Source organism: Paenibacillus sp. DP01 (genome assembly GCF_044784315.1).
In the GTDB taxonomy this organism is placed as follows: Bacteria; Bacillota; Bacilli; order Paenibacillales; family Paenibacillaceae; genus Paenibacillus; species Paenibacillus polymyxa.
Genome location: NZ_CP173059.1, coordinates 2186959 through 2202879, shown reverse-complemented (window position 1 = coordinate 2202879; position 15921 = coordinate 2186959). Strand labels below are relative to the sequence as shown.

The 15921-nt window shown below is 46.7% G+C and carries 15 protein-coding genes; all 15 read right to left on the bottom strand.

Annotation, left to right across the window (positions count from 1 at the left end):
• Nucleotides 1-51: 51 nt before the first annotated feature.
• Nucleotides 52-1428, bottom strand: coding sequence for a signal recognition particle protein (gene ffh / locus ACH59B_RS09940; protein ID WP_017427912.1), 1377 nt, complete (start codon nt 1426-1428; stop codon nt 52-54).
• A 51-nt stretch (nt 1429-1479) separates the two neighbouring features.
• Nucleotides 1480-1848 (bottom strand): YlxM family DNA-binding protein, encoded by a 369-nt coding sequence (gene ylxM / locus ACH59B_RS09935; RefSeq protein ID WP_016819277.1) that lies wholly within the window; start codon nt 1846-1848, stop codon nt 1480-1482.
• 165 nt (nt 1849-2013) lie between these two features.
• Nucleotides 2014-2664 carry a hemolysin III family protein gene (locus ACH59B_RS09930; RefSeq protein ID WP_016819276.1) on the bottom strand — a complete coding sequence of 217 codons (651 nt, stop codon included), beginning with the start codon at nt 2662-2664 and terminating at the stop codon, nt 2014-2016.
• A gap of 153 nt (nt 2665-2817) precedes the next feature.
• Nucleotides 2818-3834, bottom strand: coding sequence for a signal recognition particle-docking protein FtsY (gene ftsY / locus ACH59B_RS09925; protein ID WP_016819275.1), 1017 nt, complete (start codon nt 3832-3834; stop codon nt 2818-2820).
• 38 nt (nt 3835-3872) lie between these two features.
• Nucleotides 3873-7442 carry a chromosome segregation protein SMC gene (gene smc, locus ACH59B_RS09920; protein WP_404303641.1) on the bottom strand — a complete coding sequence of 1190 codons (3570 nt, stop codon included), beginning with the start codon at nt 7440-7442 and terminating at the stop codon, nt 3873-3875.
• A 256-nt stretch (nt 7443-7698) separates the two neighbouring features.
• The gene (gene rnc, locus ACH59B_RS09915; RefSeq protein WP_013309856.1) at nt 7699-8397 is read right to left on the bottom strand and encodes a ribonuclease III; all 699 of its coding nucleotides are present in this window, start codon (nt 8395-8397) and stop codon (nt 7699-7701) included.
• A 12-nt stretch (nt 8398-8409) separates the two neighbouring features.
• A complete protein-coding gene (fabF, locus tag ACH59B_RS09910) occupies nt 8410-9648 on the bottom strand; it encodes a beta-ketoacyl-ACP synthase II (protein WP_016819273.1) in 1239 nt (412 codons plus the stop codon).
• A gap of 227 nt (nt 9649-9875) precedes the next feature.
• Nucleotides 9876-10109 (bottom strand): acyl carrier protein, encoded by a 234-nt coding sequence (locus ACH59B_RS09905; RefSeq protein WP_007429985.1) that lies wholly within the window; start codon nt 10107-10109, stop codon nt 9876-9878.
• A 109-nt stretch (nt 10110-10218) separates the two neighbouring features.
• Nucleotides 10219-10968: a 3-oxoacyl-[acyl-carrier-protein] reductase gene (gene fabG, locus ACH59B_RS09900; RefSeq protein ID WP_039277108.1), complete on the bottom strand. Its 750-nt coding sequence runs from the start codon at nt 10966-10968 to the stop codon at nt 10219-10221.
• 51 nt (nt 10969-11019) lie between these two features.
• Complete coding sequence (gene fabD / locus ACH59B_RS09895; RefSeq protein WP_016819271.1) at nt 11020-11961, bottom strand: ACP S-malonyltransferase; 942 nt, start codon at nt 11959-11961, stop codon at nt 11020-11022.
• Between the two features lie 81 nt (nt 11962-12042).
• A complete protein-coding gene (locus ACH59B_RS09890; protein WP_017427907.1) occupies nt 12043-13032 on the bottom strand; it encodes a beta-ketoacyl-ACP synthase III in 990 nt (329 codons plus the stop codon).
• Nucleotides 13033-13040: 8 nt separating this feature from the next.
• A complete protein-coding gene (gene plsX / locus ACH59B_RS09885; RefSeq protein WP_016819269.1) occupies nt 13041-14033 on the bottom strand; it encodes a phosphate acyltransferase PlsX in 993 nt (330 codons plus the stop codon).
• On the bottom strand, nt 14017-14613 hold the full coding sequence (fapR, locus tag ACH59B_RS09880; protein ID WP_014599659.1) for a transcription factor FapR: 597 nt from the start codon (nt 14611-14613) through the stop codon (nt 14017-14019). The genes plsX and fapR overlap by 17 nt, the downstream gene beginning before the upstream one ends.
• Before the next feature lie 277 nt (nt 14614-14890).
• On the bottom strand, nt 14891-15064 hold the full coding sequence (rpmF, locus tag ACH59B_RS09875) for a 50S ribosomal protein L32 (protein WP_013370634.1): 174 nt from the start codon (nt 15062-15064) through the stop codon (nt 14891-14893).
• A gap of 192 nt (nt 15065-15256) precedes the next feature.
• The gene (locus ACH59B_RS09870) at nt 15257-15778 is read right to left on the bottom strand and encodes a DUF177 domain-containing protein (RefSeq protein ID WP_017427905.1); all 522 of its coding nucleotides are present in this window, start codon (nt 15776-15778) and stop codon (nt 15257-15259) included.
• Nucleotides 15779-15921 lie beyond the last annotated feature (143 nt).

Sequence of the window (15921 nt, the reverse complement as noted above, 5' to 3'; positions counted from 1 at the left end):
AAAAGTAGACTGTATATTGCTATCCCATAAATCCAAAGGCCTATCGACCTTTTAACGGAAAGGAAACTTCATACCTTTGCCCATACTCTTCAGCTGCTTCAGAGCCTTGTTCTTGCCACCCTTAGGTCCCATCATATCTGAGAACTGCTTCATCATACGGCGCATTTCGTCAAATTGCTTAATGAGACGATTTACCTCAGCCAGCGATGTTCCACTACCTACAGCAATCCGCTTGCGACGGCTATGATTAATCATGTCTGGGTTTTGCTTTTCTTGTGTAGTCATCGAATGAACGATAGCCTCAATCCGGCCCATCTGTTTGTCATCCACTTTGATGTCTTTCATTTGCTTCATGTTGCCCATACCAGGAATCATATCGAGAATCTGGTCGATCGGGCCAAGCTTCTTAACCTGATCCATTTGCTCCAGAAAATCCTCGAAAGTAAACTCGGCATTGCGCATTTTCCGTTCCATTTCCTTCGCCTTATCGGCGTCGATATTGGACTGCGCTTTTTCAATCAGGGACAACATGTCACCCATGCCTAAAATCCGTGAAGCCATTCGCTCAGGGTGAAACGGCTCCATCGCATCCAGCTTTTCACCCAATGTAGCAAACTTGATTGGGCATCCCGTCACAGCTTTAACCGACAAGGCCGCGCCACCACGAGTGTCGCCATCCAGCTTTGTCAGTACAACTCCCGTTAACTCAAGGCTATTGTTAAAGTGCTCCGCAACGTTAACTGCGTCCTGTCCTGTCATGCTATCTACAACCAGCAGAACTTCATCCGGTTTGACATTAGTATGGATCTGGCGCAACTCTTCCATGAGTTCTTCATCAACATGAAGACGACCGGCAGTATCTATAATAACGTAGTCATTACCATTATCCTTAGCATGCTGCATACCCTGTTTTGCGATTTCCACCGGGCTTGTCTGGTCTCCCAATGTAAATACAGGTGCATTAATCTGCTCACCGAGAATCTGAAGCTGCTTGATCGCGGCAGGTCTATAAATATCACCAGCTACAAGCAATGGACGATGGTTTTGCTTTTGCAGCAACTTCGCCAGCTTACCTGACGTCGTCGTCTTACCTGCGCCCTGGAGACCCACCATCATGATGACTGTAGGCGGTTTGTTTGCTTTGGCAAGCTTGGCCTGACTTCCACCCATCAACTCGGTCAATTCCTTGTTTACGATGTCGATAATGACCATACCTGGCGTAAAGCTGTCCATCACTTCCTTACCAACGGATTTCTCCTTTACCTTGGCAATAAAGTCCTTTACAACCTTGAAGTTAACGTCCGCTTCAAGCAAAGCCAATCGCACTTCACGCATTGCCTGAGCCACATCATCCTCAGACACCTTTCCTTTGCCGCGCAATTTACTGAATACATTTTGCAAGCGAGTCGATAATCCTTCAAATGCCATACTTTCGCACCTCCTTGTCTACCAGGGTTGTTAGTTCTTCATTTATATATCCTACAATTCCTGCAGGCGATTTACAATTTGTTGGACATGTTGCAATGTCCCCTCATCAGGCTTACCAACTTTACCGAATGCATCATATAGCGTCACATTCAGCTCCTCTAAATCTTGGAGTCTACGTTCATGCTTACTTAGCAATCCAAGCTTTTCCTCATACATTTCTAATACCTGTTCAGCACGTTTAATATGTTCATAGACTGCCTGACGGCTAATTTGGAATTCCGATGCAATTTCCCCTAAAGAAAAATCATCATGGAAGTAATATTTTAAAAACATCTGTTGCTTCTCTGTAAGTAGAGGTTCATAGAAGTCAAACAGTCGGTTAATCCGGTTTGTCTTTTCCAGCCGATTCTCCTGACTCATCGTGTATACCTCCATCGTCAAGGAAAAACACTTTACAGTTCTTTTCAACGTTCCTTATCATACATAAAAGAAAAGAAGATGTCAAGCGTTATCCCTTGTCATATAAAAAAAAGCCGATCCGCTACCCTTAAACGGGAAAACAGATCGACTTTTTGTCCCTCTCACTCACACTCTTACCGGAGTAAGATACAGCAGAATAGCCAGAAAATGAAGTATGCTGCCTGCTAAAACAAACAGATGCCAGATCGCATGGTGATATGGAAATGCTCGCCACACATAAAAAATCGTGCCCAGCGTATACATAAGACCACCTACGAACAGTAACGTCATCCCTCCGGCGGGAACAATGGCCATCAGGGGATTCCAGGCAATGGTAATAAGCCAGCCCATTATAATGTAAAACACAGTAGACATAAACAGGAAGCGTTTGGTGAAGAACGCCTTGAACAGTACACCAAACAAAGCGATCCCCCAAATCACTCCAAACAGCGTCCATCCCAGAGTACCTCGCAATGCAACGAGCATAAAAGGGGTGTAGCTACCTGCAATGAACAGGTAAATACAAGAATGATCGAATATTTCGAACAAATCCTTCAATTTTCCTTCACGCAGGCTATGAAGCAACGTGGAATTGGTATACAGCAACAGCATTGTAATTCCGTAAATTGTAAAGCTTACGACATGCCAAGCAGTTCCTTTCATGCTAGCAAAAACAATGAGCAGCACAAGCGCCGCCACACTTAAAACGGCTCCAATACCATGTGTAATCGCGTTAGCTACTTCTTCCCGTCGGGAATAAGTATAGGTGTTTGCCATCGTTTTTTCACCCGGCTTCCTGAGTAATATTTTTTTACAAGAATTTATCCGGCATCGTCAAACCTTTTGCTTTCATTATACAGTTGGGCGGGCTTAAGCAGCAACAGGAGCACTGCTTAGTCCCAGACTTATAAGCAAGCCTAATCAAACGGATTAGTTCTGCTCTTCCTCGCCAGTAGCAGTTGCTTCGACAGCCTCTTCTTGGATCAAACCGGCGAACAAGGCATGAACGAATTGTTCTGAATCAAACGGTTGAAGATCATTCACTTTTTCACCTAAGCCTACCAGCTTAACAGGCAAATTCAATTCCTGACGGATGGCCACAACAATCCCACCCTTTGCTGTACCATCCAATTTTGTCAGTACCAGACCGGTTACGCCGCTCTTCTCACCAAATAGCTTGGCTTGGTTAAGTGCATTTTGTCCAGTCGTCGCATCAAGTACCAACAAAACTTCATGAGGTGCGTCTGGAATTTCACGCTGGATAACGCGGAATATTTTGTTCAATTCCTCCATCAGATTGCTTTTATTCTGAAGACGTCCTGCTGTATCGCACAACAAAACATCTACTTGACGCTGCTTGGCAGCCTGTACGGCATCAAACATAACCGCAGCTGGATCAGAACCAGATTGTTGTTTGATAACCTCTACTCCTGCCCGCTGACCCCAAACCTCCAACTGTTCAATCGCGCCCGCTCGGAACGTATCTCCAGCGGCTAACAATACTTTTTTGCCCTCTTGTTTAAAACGGTGAGCCAACTTGCCAATGGTCGTTGTTTTGCCGACTCCATTAACGCCTACGAATAGAATGACTGTAATCCCGTCTGGATTCATTTTGAGCTGACTATTGTCATTGCCCCGCAGCAACTCAGACAGCTTTTCCGACAGTACAGGCTGTAACTCGGATGCATCCTCGATTTTGCGTTTTTTCACTTCTCCCCGCAAGTCTTCAATGAGGTTCATAACCGTATTGACGCCTACGTCCGCTCCGATCAGAATTTCTTCCAGTTCCTCATAAAATTCCTCATCAATTTTTTTACGGCGAATCATAAGGTCCGTTACTTTTTCAACAAAACCTTTACGTGTCTTTTCCAAGCCATCTTTGAACTGCTTTGTGACCGATTCCGTTTTGCTTGCGATGCTTTCCTTCAATTTTCTAAAGAAACTCATGGATTCCCTCCGTTGATCTGAAAGTATGTTATTTGATGTCAGGCAATCTCAGCTTCATCGTTGTCCAGCTTGACAGATACGAGTTTAGAAACCCCGCCTTCTTCCATTGTCACCCCGTACAGCACATCGGATTCTTCCATGGTGCCCTTACGGTGTGTAACTACGATAAACTGTGTCTGCTCTGAGAATTCCCGTAAATACTGAGCAAAACGCACCACATTTGCTTCGTCTAATGCTGCCTCTACTTCATCAAGTACACAGAATGGAACAGGTTTAACGTGTAAAATGGCAAATAATAAAGCCATTGCTGTTAGAGCCCGTTCACCGCCTGACAACAACTGCAGGTTTTGAAGTTTTTTGCCTGGAGGCTGAGCTACAATGTCAATACCCGTCTCCAGCAATCGTTCTGGATCAAGCAACACAAGGTCTGCACGTCCGCCTCCGAACAGCTTGGAAAAAACCGTTCCAAATTCGCGACGAATCGCATCGAACGTGGTCTTGAAGCGTTTGGACATTTCATCATCCATTTCACGAATAACCTGGTAGAGCGTTGTCTTGGCCTCTACCAAATCAGACTTTTGCTCATCCAGAAACGTATAACGCTCGTGTACACGCTGGTATTCCTCAATAGCACCCAGATTAACCTCACCCAGCGCAGAGATCCCGCGTTTGAGCCTTTCCACCTCACTCTGCGTACCTTCAATATCTTCCGGTATAGGGTAACGCTGCTTGGCCAGCTCATAGCTGAGTTCATAATCATCACTTAATTTTTTCAAAACATTTTCCAGTTCCACGTCAAGTCGGTTTACTCCAATTTCTGTTTGGCGAAGCAGTTCCTCCACCGACTTAAGCTGAATTCGCTGTTCTTTTGTATCACTCTCAGCAGCTTCCAGTTTTTGGGATAAGCTGCTACGTGCAGCCCGTTTGAACTCCAATTGCTCTGCAGCTTCTTCCTTTTTCAAACGGTATTGATTGAGATTTTCAATCTGTTTTACGGTCTCCTGCTCATTGGTGAGCAAATCCGCTTCAATGGAAGCAAGCAAGGTCTTGTTTTGTCTTGAATCCTTACCAAGGGTATCATAATCCCCACGCAATCTACGAATCTGCTCTTCCAATGAAAAACGCTCTTGGTCCAGCTTGCCTTCTCTTACCTTGAGATTCGTAAGCTCTCCCTGCAGCTGCTCTTTGGCTGATTCATTCGCTTTACGCGCAAATTCGGCAGCGTGAATGGCCTGATGCGTTTTCTTCTCTTCTTCCTCCAGCGCAGCCAACTTTACCAGTGCTTCTGCACGGGAAGCTTCCAGCTCCTTGATTTCCTGGTCAAAGCCCTTTTTCTCCTGACCAGACGCTGCTACCTGCTCCAGTACATGACGAAGTTCATGCTCGAGTTGTTTGAGCTCCATTGCCATCTGCTGCTCTTCGGTCCGCTTCACATCGCCACCCTGGCGCAGTTCGTCCAGACGGGTCTGTGTCTCCTCCAACTGCCGTTTGGTATCTATTGCACTCTGACGCAATCTTGCAATTTGCTGTTCCGTATCTAGAATGTCTTGATCTAACTGATCCAGCTGACGTTTACGGCCTAGCAGATTAGCATTTTTCTTGAACTGGCTCCCCCCAGTCATGGAACCACCTGCATTGACAACATCGCCCTCCAGCGTGACAACACGATATCTATATTGGCAACGGGCCGCAATGCGATTGGCATCTTCCAACGTACGAGCAATGACCACATTCCCCAAGAGACTGCCTACGATTCCGGCATATCGATCATCGTACTGAATAAGATCTGCACCGATCCCGACAAAGCCTTCTGCGCTTTCCACAATCTGGCGTTCCCCCGCACCGATCTGACGCGGACGGATAACATCCATAGGCAAGAATGTCGCTCTGCCCAGTTGACGTTGCTTTAGAAAACTGATCGCCTGTCTGGATACCGATTCATTTTCCATCACAATATGCTGAACTGAAGCGCCCAAAGCGGTTTCCATCGCCTGCTCTAAATGCTCAGGTACTCGAATCAGCTCCGCTACTGCTCCATGCACACCGTGCAAAGTTCCCTTGCGTGAAGCCTTTAACACCTCTTTAACTCCGAGCATGAAGCCGTCAAAGTCATCCTGCATTTCTTTCATTGTATCTCGTCGTGAAATTTGGGCCTCTCGTTTTTGTTCCCATTTACGAACCGTGCCCTGGTTTTCTTCCAGTAGTTTTTGCAGGGCCTGATATTGTTCACTTCCCTGAATATAGCCACTGCGCAAACTGCTAATTTCCTGTCCCAGCTTCTGAATCGCTGCTTCCAATCCTTTTTTTCGCTGTTCAAGCTCAGCTTTCTGGGCTTCCCATTTGCCGGATTCATCACTCACGCGATTCACTCGGCGTTCCAACGCTTCCCTCTGTTGGTCGGTATAACGAATTTCGTTACGCGCCTGCGCCATCTGATTCATCAGCTCCAGCAGACCACCCTTAAGGCTCTCCTCTTGCTCCTGGCTGATTCCACCTGTGACGCCAATCAGTTTGGCTTCTTCGTCAGACAGTCGCGCACGCAACTCGTCCAACTCTACATTCAGCGCTGACAGCTTTTCATTTAGTTGATCCAGTTCGCTTTTGCGTTCGGAATGCCGTGATTCGCTTGTGCTGAGGGATAAGATCAATTGTTCCCGATTGGCCTCCAAATTGCGTGTGCGCTCTTTGAGTAATTCACCGTAGCCTTCACTTTTTTCCGTAGCTTCACTGTATTGCAGCAGATCCTTTTGCAGACGTTCTACTTGCTCTTCCAGTTGTCGTAATTCATTACGGTCGTTTTCCAGCATTGCATCATGACGGGACACCACTGTAGACAATTGAAGTTGCTCCTGCTGCAACAAAGCTAGTTTGGAAGTTGCTTCGCTCCATGAAGTGTGAATTTGTTCAATTTGATGGACGTACATCGAAATTTCTTTTGATTTTAATTCACTGCGCAGCTCTTTAAAATGAATCGCCTTTTCAGACTGTTCCTTAAGAGGTCCAATCTGATCCTCCAGTTCACTGACCAAATCGTGAATACGCAGCAAATTTTGCTCTGTTTCATCCAGCTTGCGAACCGCATCTTTTTTACGTGATTTATATTTTACAATACCCGAGGCTTCCTCAAAAATCCCCCGTCGATCCTCAGATCGGGTACTCAGAATTTCTTCAATACGTCCTTGCCCAATAATCGAATAAGCTTCTTTACCAATCCCTGTATCCATAAACAGCTCTGTAATATCTCGAAGTCTGCATGATTGACGATTAATGAAATATTCACTATCCCCACTCCGATGCACACGTCGCGTTACCGTCACTTCACCAAAATCCAGAGGCAACGCCTGATCTTCATTATCCAGCGTAAGCGATACTTCACCGTAATTAACAGCCTTACGAGCGTCACTACCTGCAAAGATAATGTCCTCCATCTTGCCGCCACGCAGTGATTTGGCACTCTGTTCGCCCAGCACCCAACGAATTCCGTCGGAAATATTACTTTTCCCGCTCCCATTGGGTCCGACGACTGCCGTAATGCCGCGGACAAATTCCATTTCCGTTTTATCTGCAAACGATTTGAAGCCCGCCAGCTCAATGCGCTTTAAAAACATCCTCAATCTCACCTCTAACATTCAAATATGCTTGTACAACACCATTGACCTGATTGATATGAATTATCCCTATTGTAGCATAAGACTAATGTGGAAAAAGCACAGTATCGACGCTCACGTTATAGCAGTAAAGCCACGAAAAAAGAGCAAAACGCAGTCCATTCGCCATTACGGGCCGGGACTCCCCGCGGACTGCCCTTTGCTCTTACTTTGTGTCCTCTGCTTGCGTCCCCCGTTCGGGTCGCTCAGGTACCGATTACGATTCCGCCAGCTTCAAACGGTTTAAAGCAACTGCCGCCGCTTGCTGCTCAGCTTCTTTTTTGGAGCGTCCTGTACCTGCTCCCAACCGTTCACTGTCCATATATACCTCGGCTACAAACTCGCGCTCATGGGCAGGTCCGCGTTCCTCGACAATTTTGTATTCAAGCATCCCCATGTTATGATGCTGTGTCAGTTCCTGAAGCTCTGTTTTGAAATCACTCATCTGAAGCTTACCGTTTAATACAATTTGAGGAAAAATATAACGTTCTAGAAACGACCGGACGGCTTCCAGACCCTGATCCAAATAAAGCGCGCCTACGAACGCCTCGAACACATCAGCCAACAGAGCAGGACGAGTACGTCCGCCTGTCAGCTCTTCACCTTTTCCAAGCAGTACATACTGCCCGAACTCAAGCCCGACAGCAAACTTCACCAAAGAAGGCTCACAGACAATAGCTGCACGCAACTTGGTTAGTTCGCCTTCGGGCCGGTTAGGGTACTGATTGTACAATTGCTCGGACACCGTCAGCTCCAGAACAGCGTCACCCAGAAATTCCAGACGCTCATTATCTGCATGCTGACTGAACCGATGTTCGTTTACGTAGGAAGCGTGCGTAAAGGCCTGCTTCAGAAGCTGCCGATTGTTGAATTGAATATGAAGTTTCTGCTGTAATTGCTTCAAGTCTCCACTCAACGAACTGACCCCTTACGCTTCATATTTTTTTAGAATAACCGTAGCATTGTGACCGCCAAAACCAAAGGAATTGGACATAACCACATTCAGTTCCGCTTTTCTTGGCTCATTAGGCACATAATCAAGATCACAAGCCGGGTCTTGATTATCCAAATTAATTGTTGGCGGAATCGTCTGATGTTGAAGCGCAAGACCACAGATTACAGCTTCAACACCTCCCGCTGCACCCAGTAGATGCCCTGTCATTGACTTGGTTGAGCTGATCGCTACCTTATAGGCATGCTCTCCAAGCGTTTTCTTGACTGCTTCTGTTTCCGACTTGTCACCAACCGGTGTAGATGTACCGTGCGCATTGATATAATCGATATCTTCAGGATTCAACCCAGCATCACGGATCGCCATTCTAATGCAGCGTGCTGCTCCCTCTGGATCCGGCTCTGTCATATGATGGGCATCACCAGAAAGACCGTAGCCAATCACTTCGCCGTAAATATGTGCACCACGCTTCAAGGCATGATCCAACGATTCCAGAATCAGAACACCAGAGCCTTCGCCCATAACAAACCCGTCTCTTTCGGTGTCAAATGGACGACTTGCCTTTTCCGGCTCATCGTTACGTGTGGACATCGCTCGCATGGAGCAAAATCCAGCAATACCAATCGGGCGAATCGTCGCTTCGGCACCGCCGCAAATCATAGCGTCAGCGTCACCACGCTGAATCATGCGGAAGGAATCACCAATGGCATGACTACCTGTGGCACAAGCCGTAACTGGCGATGTATTGGGGCCCTTAGCTCCGAGTGAAATCGAAACTTGACCGGAACCCATATTAGCAATCATCATCGGGATGAAGAAAGGGCTTACGCGTTTAGGTCCCTTTTCGATCAATGCATTATGCTGATCTTCCCAAGTACCCAATCCGCCAATGCCAGAACCGACAGATACACCAACACGCTCGGCATCCACATTCTCTCCGATTACGAGCTTACTGTCCTCAAGTGCCAATTTACTAGCAGCAACCGCAAACTGCACAAAGCGGTCCATTTTGCGTGCATCCTTACGATCGATATAATCCTCTGGATTAAAATCTTTAATGGAAGCGGCTATTTTTGTAGTGTACTCACTTGTATCGAAAGCTTCGATTTTACTGATACCAGATTTACCAGCCATCAGATTATCCCATAGTGTGTTCAAATCCTGTCCCAGCGAAGTGATTACACCCATTCCTGTTATGACAACACGTTGTTTCAAAGATAATCACCTCTATGTCTACTGCAAATTGTATTTTTAGATCGCACACGCTTGTGTACAAAAATAATATAGAATCAACTAAAGTTAGTAATGCCGCATTATACTCAGCCGTTGACGAAGTGAAACTAAGCAAATTCAAAAACACACGACAATTCCGTCTTTAGTTCAATCTGTATAATTAGGAGAAAGTCCCGCCTGTAACAGAACGGGACTTTTGATGACATGAATTAGGTATGAGATTGTATGTACTTCACAACTTCACCTACAGTTGTAATTTTCTCTGCATCTTCATCAGAGATTTCCATATCAAACTCATCTTCCAATTCCATAACCAATTCAACTACATCGAGAGAATCAGCGCCTAAATCATCTTTAAAAGATGCTTCAAGTGTAACTTCGGCTTCGTCGGCTCCCAAACGGTCAACGACAATGCGTTTTACGCGCTCCAATACATCGGACATCCGGCTCACCTCCTCCTTATGGTATTATACGAAAATTACAATTAAAATGCCATAGAAGAGAGTTTTCATTAACTACTCTCCATCGGGGCATGCGGATTGGCAACATGAACTACATATACATGCCGCCATCCACATGCAAAGTCTGGCCCGTCATATATGAGGAAGCATCCGAGGCCAAAAATAGCACCACATCTGCAATTTCCTCAGGCCGTCCAAGACGGGCCAGCGGAATACCGCTAAGCATATTGTCACGCAAATCATCAGCCAGCACCTGCGTCATTTCAGTGTCAATGAATCCAGGAGCCACACAGTTGACTGTAATTCCTCTTGAGGCAAGCTCTCTAGCAGAGGATTTAGTAAGTCCAATCACTCCCGCTTTAGCAGCAACATAGTTGGCTTGTCCTGCGTTACCAAGCACACCAACAACGGAAGAGATATTGATAATTCGGCCGGAACGCTGCTTCATCATTGGACGTGTCGCCGCTTTGAGACAATTAAACACACCCTTGAGATTCGTTTCGATCACCTGATCGAATTCCTCTTCTTTCATCCGCATGATTAAATTATCTCTTGTTATGCCAGCATTATTCACCAGGATATCAATCTTGCCCCAAGCGCCGACCACATCCTTGATCAACTGATCAGCTTCTTCAGCACGTCCCACATTAGCCTGAACTGTAATAGCTTCCACACCTTTGGCACGAATCAGCTCTGCTACCTCAGTCGCAGCCGCTTCACTACCAGCATAGTTTACTGCAACATTAGCGCCTGCTTCAGCCAGCGCCAGTGCGATACTACGGCCAATTCCGCGCGATGCTCCCGTAACCAGCGCTATTTTTCCACTTAATGCCTTAGACATCATTATCCTCCCTTGCAAGTATTTAACCCGTAAAGGTAATCATTAATACTTTTAACGGGCCTCTAGGGCTTCTGTTATAGAAGCAAACGACTCCAGGCTACTCATGTTATACAGCTTAACCGTTTTGTCAATCTTTTTAACCAGTCCGGTCAAAACACTTCCCGGTCCGAACTCAACAAAGGTGTCCACCCCTTGTTCCAGCAGCCATGCTACGCTGTCTTCCCATAGTACCGGGGAATAGACCTGTTCCACCAACAGTTGGCGAATTTCACTTCCCTCACGTACAGGTTTTGCTGTCACATTGGTCACAACCGGAATCTGGGCTTCGGCAAATTTCACAGTCTCCAATTTATCGGAGAGCTTATCTGCCGCTTCCTTCATCAATGACGAGTGAAAAGGTCCGCTGACCTCCAAAGTAATAGCACGCTTGCCGCCTGCTTCCTTCACACGTTCAGCGACGGCAGCTACGCCCGCCTGTGTACCGGATACAACAATCTGTCCGGGACAGTTGATGTTGGCCAGTTCAACCAGTTGACCAGATTCCGTAATATCACGGCACAATGCTGCCAATGCTTCACGATCAGCGCCCAGCACAGCAGCCATCCCGCCTTGTCCATCAGGAATGGCCTGCTCCATAAACTGACCACGTGCACGAACAGTCTCAACTGCATCCTCAAATGTGAGAACACCGGAAGCCACTAGAGCACTGTACTCTCCTAGACTGTGCCCAGCCACATAATCAGGGCGGATGCCCTTTTCCTTGAACGCTTCATACAACGCAATGCTCGCCGTTAACAGCGCAGGCTGCGTATTGGATGTTTGCTTCAAGGCTGTGTCAGGCCCTTCAAAGATCAGTGTGCTTAGCGCGAAACCCAAACGTTCGTCCGCTTTACGGAATACTTCTGTTGCAGCCGGAACTGCTTCATAAGCATCTTTAGCCATACCTACAGCTTGTGAACCCTGACCGGGAAATATAAATGCCGTTTTGCCCATCGTGCATGCACCTCTCTGTATCCAATGCTTCTTCTGTAAAACACCAGACAAATTCAATATTATATAAAATCTTCCACTTAATTACCAGATAAGAACCGACGCACCCCAAGTCAAACCGCCACCAAAGCCCACCATTAGTATACGGTCGCCTTCCTTCATGCGGCCTTCCTCAGCTGCTTCCACAAGAGCAAGAGGAATGGATGCTGCGGATGTATTCGCATATTTATTAACATTAATAACTACCTTTTCCTCTGGCAAATCCAAACGTTGCATTGCTGATTGGATGATTCGGATATTGGCTTGATGCGGAACGAACAGATCGATGTCATCTTTGGACAACCCCGCTTTTTCCAACACATCAACCGTTGCTGTTCCCATAACGCGAACCGCGAACTTGAACACTTCGCGTCCATTCATATAAATATAGTGCTGTTTATTTTCCAGTGTGTCTGCACTCGCAGGCAAACGTGAGCCTCCAGCTTCCAACTTGAGCAAGGTGCCTCCAGCGCCTTCAGCCCCCAGATCAAAGGATTGGAATCCTCTACCTTCGGGTACTTCACCAATCACTACAGCTCCTGCTCCATCTCCGAAAAGAACGCAGGTGTTGCGGTCAGTATAATCAGTAATCCGGGAAAGGCAGTCTGCACCAATGATTAATGCATTGTTATAAATACCTGTCTTAATGAAGCTCGTTGCCGTAGCCAGCCCGTACACAAAACCCGAGCATGCAGCAGACAAATCGAAAGCCGCTGCGCCTTTGGCCCCCAACTTGTCCTGAAGAATGCAAGCAGTTGACGGAAACGCCATATCTGGTGTAACCGTAGCTACTATAATTAGGTCCAGATCTTGTGCCGTCATACCCGCAGACTCCAACGCCTTAACTGCTGCTTCATAAGCCAAATCAGATGTAGCCTGTTCAGGAGCAGCAATATGGCGCTCCTGAATCCCTGTACGGCTAACAATCCACTCATCACTTGTTTCAACGATTTCTTCCAAATCTTTATTGGTCAGAATTTTCTCAGGTACGTATTTCCCTGTTCCGATAACACCAACCGGCCGTAATTTATTCATATCGTCACTCACTTCCTGCTGATTTCCTTGGATATACTTTCCACCAACCGGTTTTGCAAGGCCGTACGAGCCTGCCTTACCGCATTTTTGACGGCAATGCCATCAGACGAACCGTGACTTTTTAAGACGAGTCCGCTCAACCCCAACAAAGGAGCCCCGCCGTGCTCTTTATAATCGAGTTTCCCTTTCAGCCCCCGAAGTTCAGGCATAATCAAGGCTGCCGCAAGCTTGGTCTTTAAGGATTTGGTGAACTGCTCTTTAAGGAGAGAAAATATCGCTCCGGCTGTTCCCTCTAGCGATTTTAGCATAATGTTTCCGGCGAATCCGTCGCACACCAGTACATCACAATTTCCGGTTAACACATCTCTGGATTCAACATTCCCCACAAAATTGACAGGTAACTGCTCGATAAGAGGATACGCCAACTTTGTTAGTTCATTGCCTTTTCCTGCTTCAGTCCCAACATTCAGCAGACCTACCCTTGGAGAAGCCACTCCGTGAACTTTCTGACGGTACAAGCTCCCCATCAGTGCGTACTGGGCAAGATGTTCAGGCTTAGCATCCATATTGGCCCCCAAGTCCAGCGCCAGAATACCTTGATCATCAATCGTCGGTATCATCGGCGCAAGAGCAGGACGCTCAATGCCCTCCATTCTTCCAACCACTAGCAATCCTGTAGTCATCAGAGCGCCTGTATTACCTGCGGATATCATGGCATCCGCTTCGCCTTCTCTAACCATTCGACCCGCTACGACCATGGAGGCATCCTTTTTACGCCGCACTGCCTTTACAGGTTCGTCCTGTGCATCTATCGTTTCGGACGCATGGCGAATGGTGAGGTTCGTCGGCAGCGCCCTCCCGTTCAAAACCGCTTCAATCCGTTCCCGGTCACCAACCAGCGTAATGTCTGTATCCTTCCATTCCGCCGCCGCAGATAACGCGCCCTCTACTGTCGCCTCAGGAGCATTATCTCCTCCCATGGCATCAATGGCGATCCGCATGCTGACTTCCTCCTTCGCTATACTCTTCCTCCGTGGAGCGATAAATGACAAAGTTGCCTTGGAATACCATTTCTTCTCCTACGTAAGCAAACACTTCCACTTTGGCCTTCCCTTTTTGTTCTGGATTTGAGCGTACATATGCCTTGGCAATACATTTTTCACCCAAATGAACCGGACGAACAAAGCGAATATCCGCTGAAGCGGTCAATGCTATCTCATCGTTAATTACGGCAACGGCCAATGAATTGGCCTGTGCAAACACATAATGTCCTCGCGCAATGCCTGTACGTGAAAAAGTATGTTCCTCTTTGATTTCAAAAATCGAAATACCACTTCGATCCAACTGGAGATCAACGATGTCCCCAATTACTTCATGTAAAGGCAAGGAACGAACCTGATCGTAGGAGCGCTCAGCCATCAGCTTTAGCCGCTCCCGTAATTCTGGGATTCCCAGTTCCATCCGGTCCAACCGAATGGTCTGAATGCTTACCTTCAGCTGTCTTGTCAATTCCTGATCCGTCACGAACGGATTATCGTCAATTAATTGAGTCAGCCGTTGCTGTCTCTGTCTCTTCGGCAAACGTTCGATATCAGTGACGCCTCCTTTCCCTACAGTAAACTGCCGTTCAGCCGACAGTTCAGGTTACTTCACGTTCTAACGGCTAAACTTCAAGCCGGTTTGTCTTCTTGTATGTATAAAGGAACCCCTTAGGCCCTTCTTTCTTAGAACCTGGTACTAAAACAGTATATAGCATGCTGACGCAAAAAGAAAGCATGCTGATAAAAAAAAGTAGCGCCTCACTGTAGTGAAGCGCTACTTTCTCTGCGAATATTCCAAAGAATCCGCTTATCGGACATTATTGAGAGATGATCTCTCTAGCTTTGTACGTTCCGCAAACTTTGCACACATGGTGAGCAAGTTTCAATTCGCCGCATTCGGAGCATTTCACCATACCTGGTACTTCCAGTTTAAAGTGAGTACGACGTTTGTCGCGACGAGTTTTGGATGTTCTCCGTTGAGGTACTGCCATTATTCCCACCTCCTTAAACAGATCAACCCCGCATGACGGGTATGACTTCTTATCTCATTCAAGACCGAAAGAAAATGCCAAAAGACAATGATCTTACAGCCGGTGAATCAAGCCTGCAACATCCACGTATCGGTTCAATAACTTCCCGGCACAAGCGGATGATGATTTTTTTTTCAGAATTGAACTCAATTCTCATTTAAAAAAATCCTTAAGCCCTGCCAGACGCGGATCAATCTTTTCCGTATCACTATCGTTACTGTCGTCGGAGCCAAGGCTCCAGTCTTGTCCGGCCGCTGGCGCGATCCCCTGACAATCCTCACTGCATATAGGCGCAAACGGCACATGCAGTACAAACAGTTCTTCACAATACGGTGCAATGTCGAAAGAATCCTCCGTCACTGCGATAAAATCGCCATCTTCATCCTCCTCTTCAACATTTGAAGATGAGGTTTGCTTAAACCGTTCACGAAATTCAATATTTAAATCCTCGTGCATCGGGCTCAAACAGCGGGAGCAAAGCATGTCCAGACCTGCGGTCAACGTGCCTTCCACACTCATCGAGCCTTGACCCAGACTAACGGCGACCAAGTCGGTCTCCAGCGGGGAAACGGCTGTAACATCAGCACGATCATCCACCAATTCACTCACATTAAGAGATTCACGGATAGGAAAGGGACCGTCACTTGTTGCTACTTTGCGAAAAAATAGTTGCATCACTATCACTCCAAACAAACAAAAATTATTATACCGACTGATCGAGTCGTTTGTCAACACCTTTCACTTTACACCACTTACAAATCCATCGATTTTCCAATGGTTCGGCAAGATCTATGCGGATGCAAAAATGTGTTGTATTT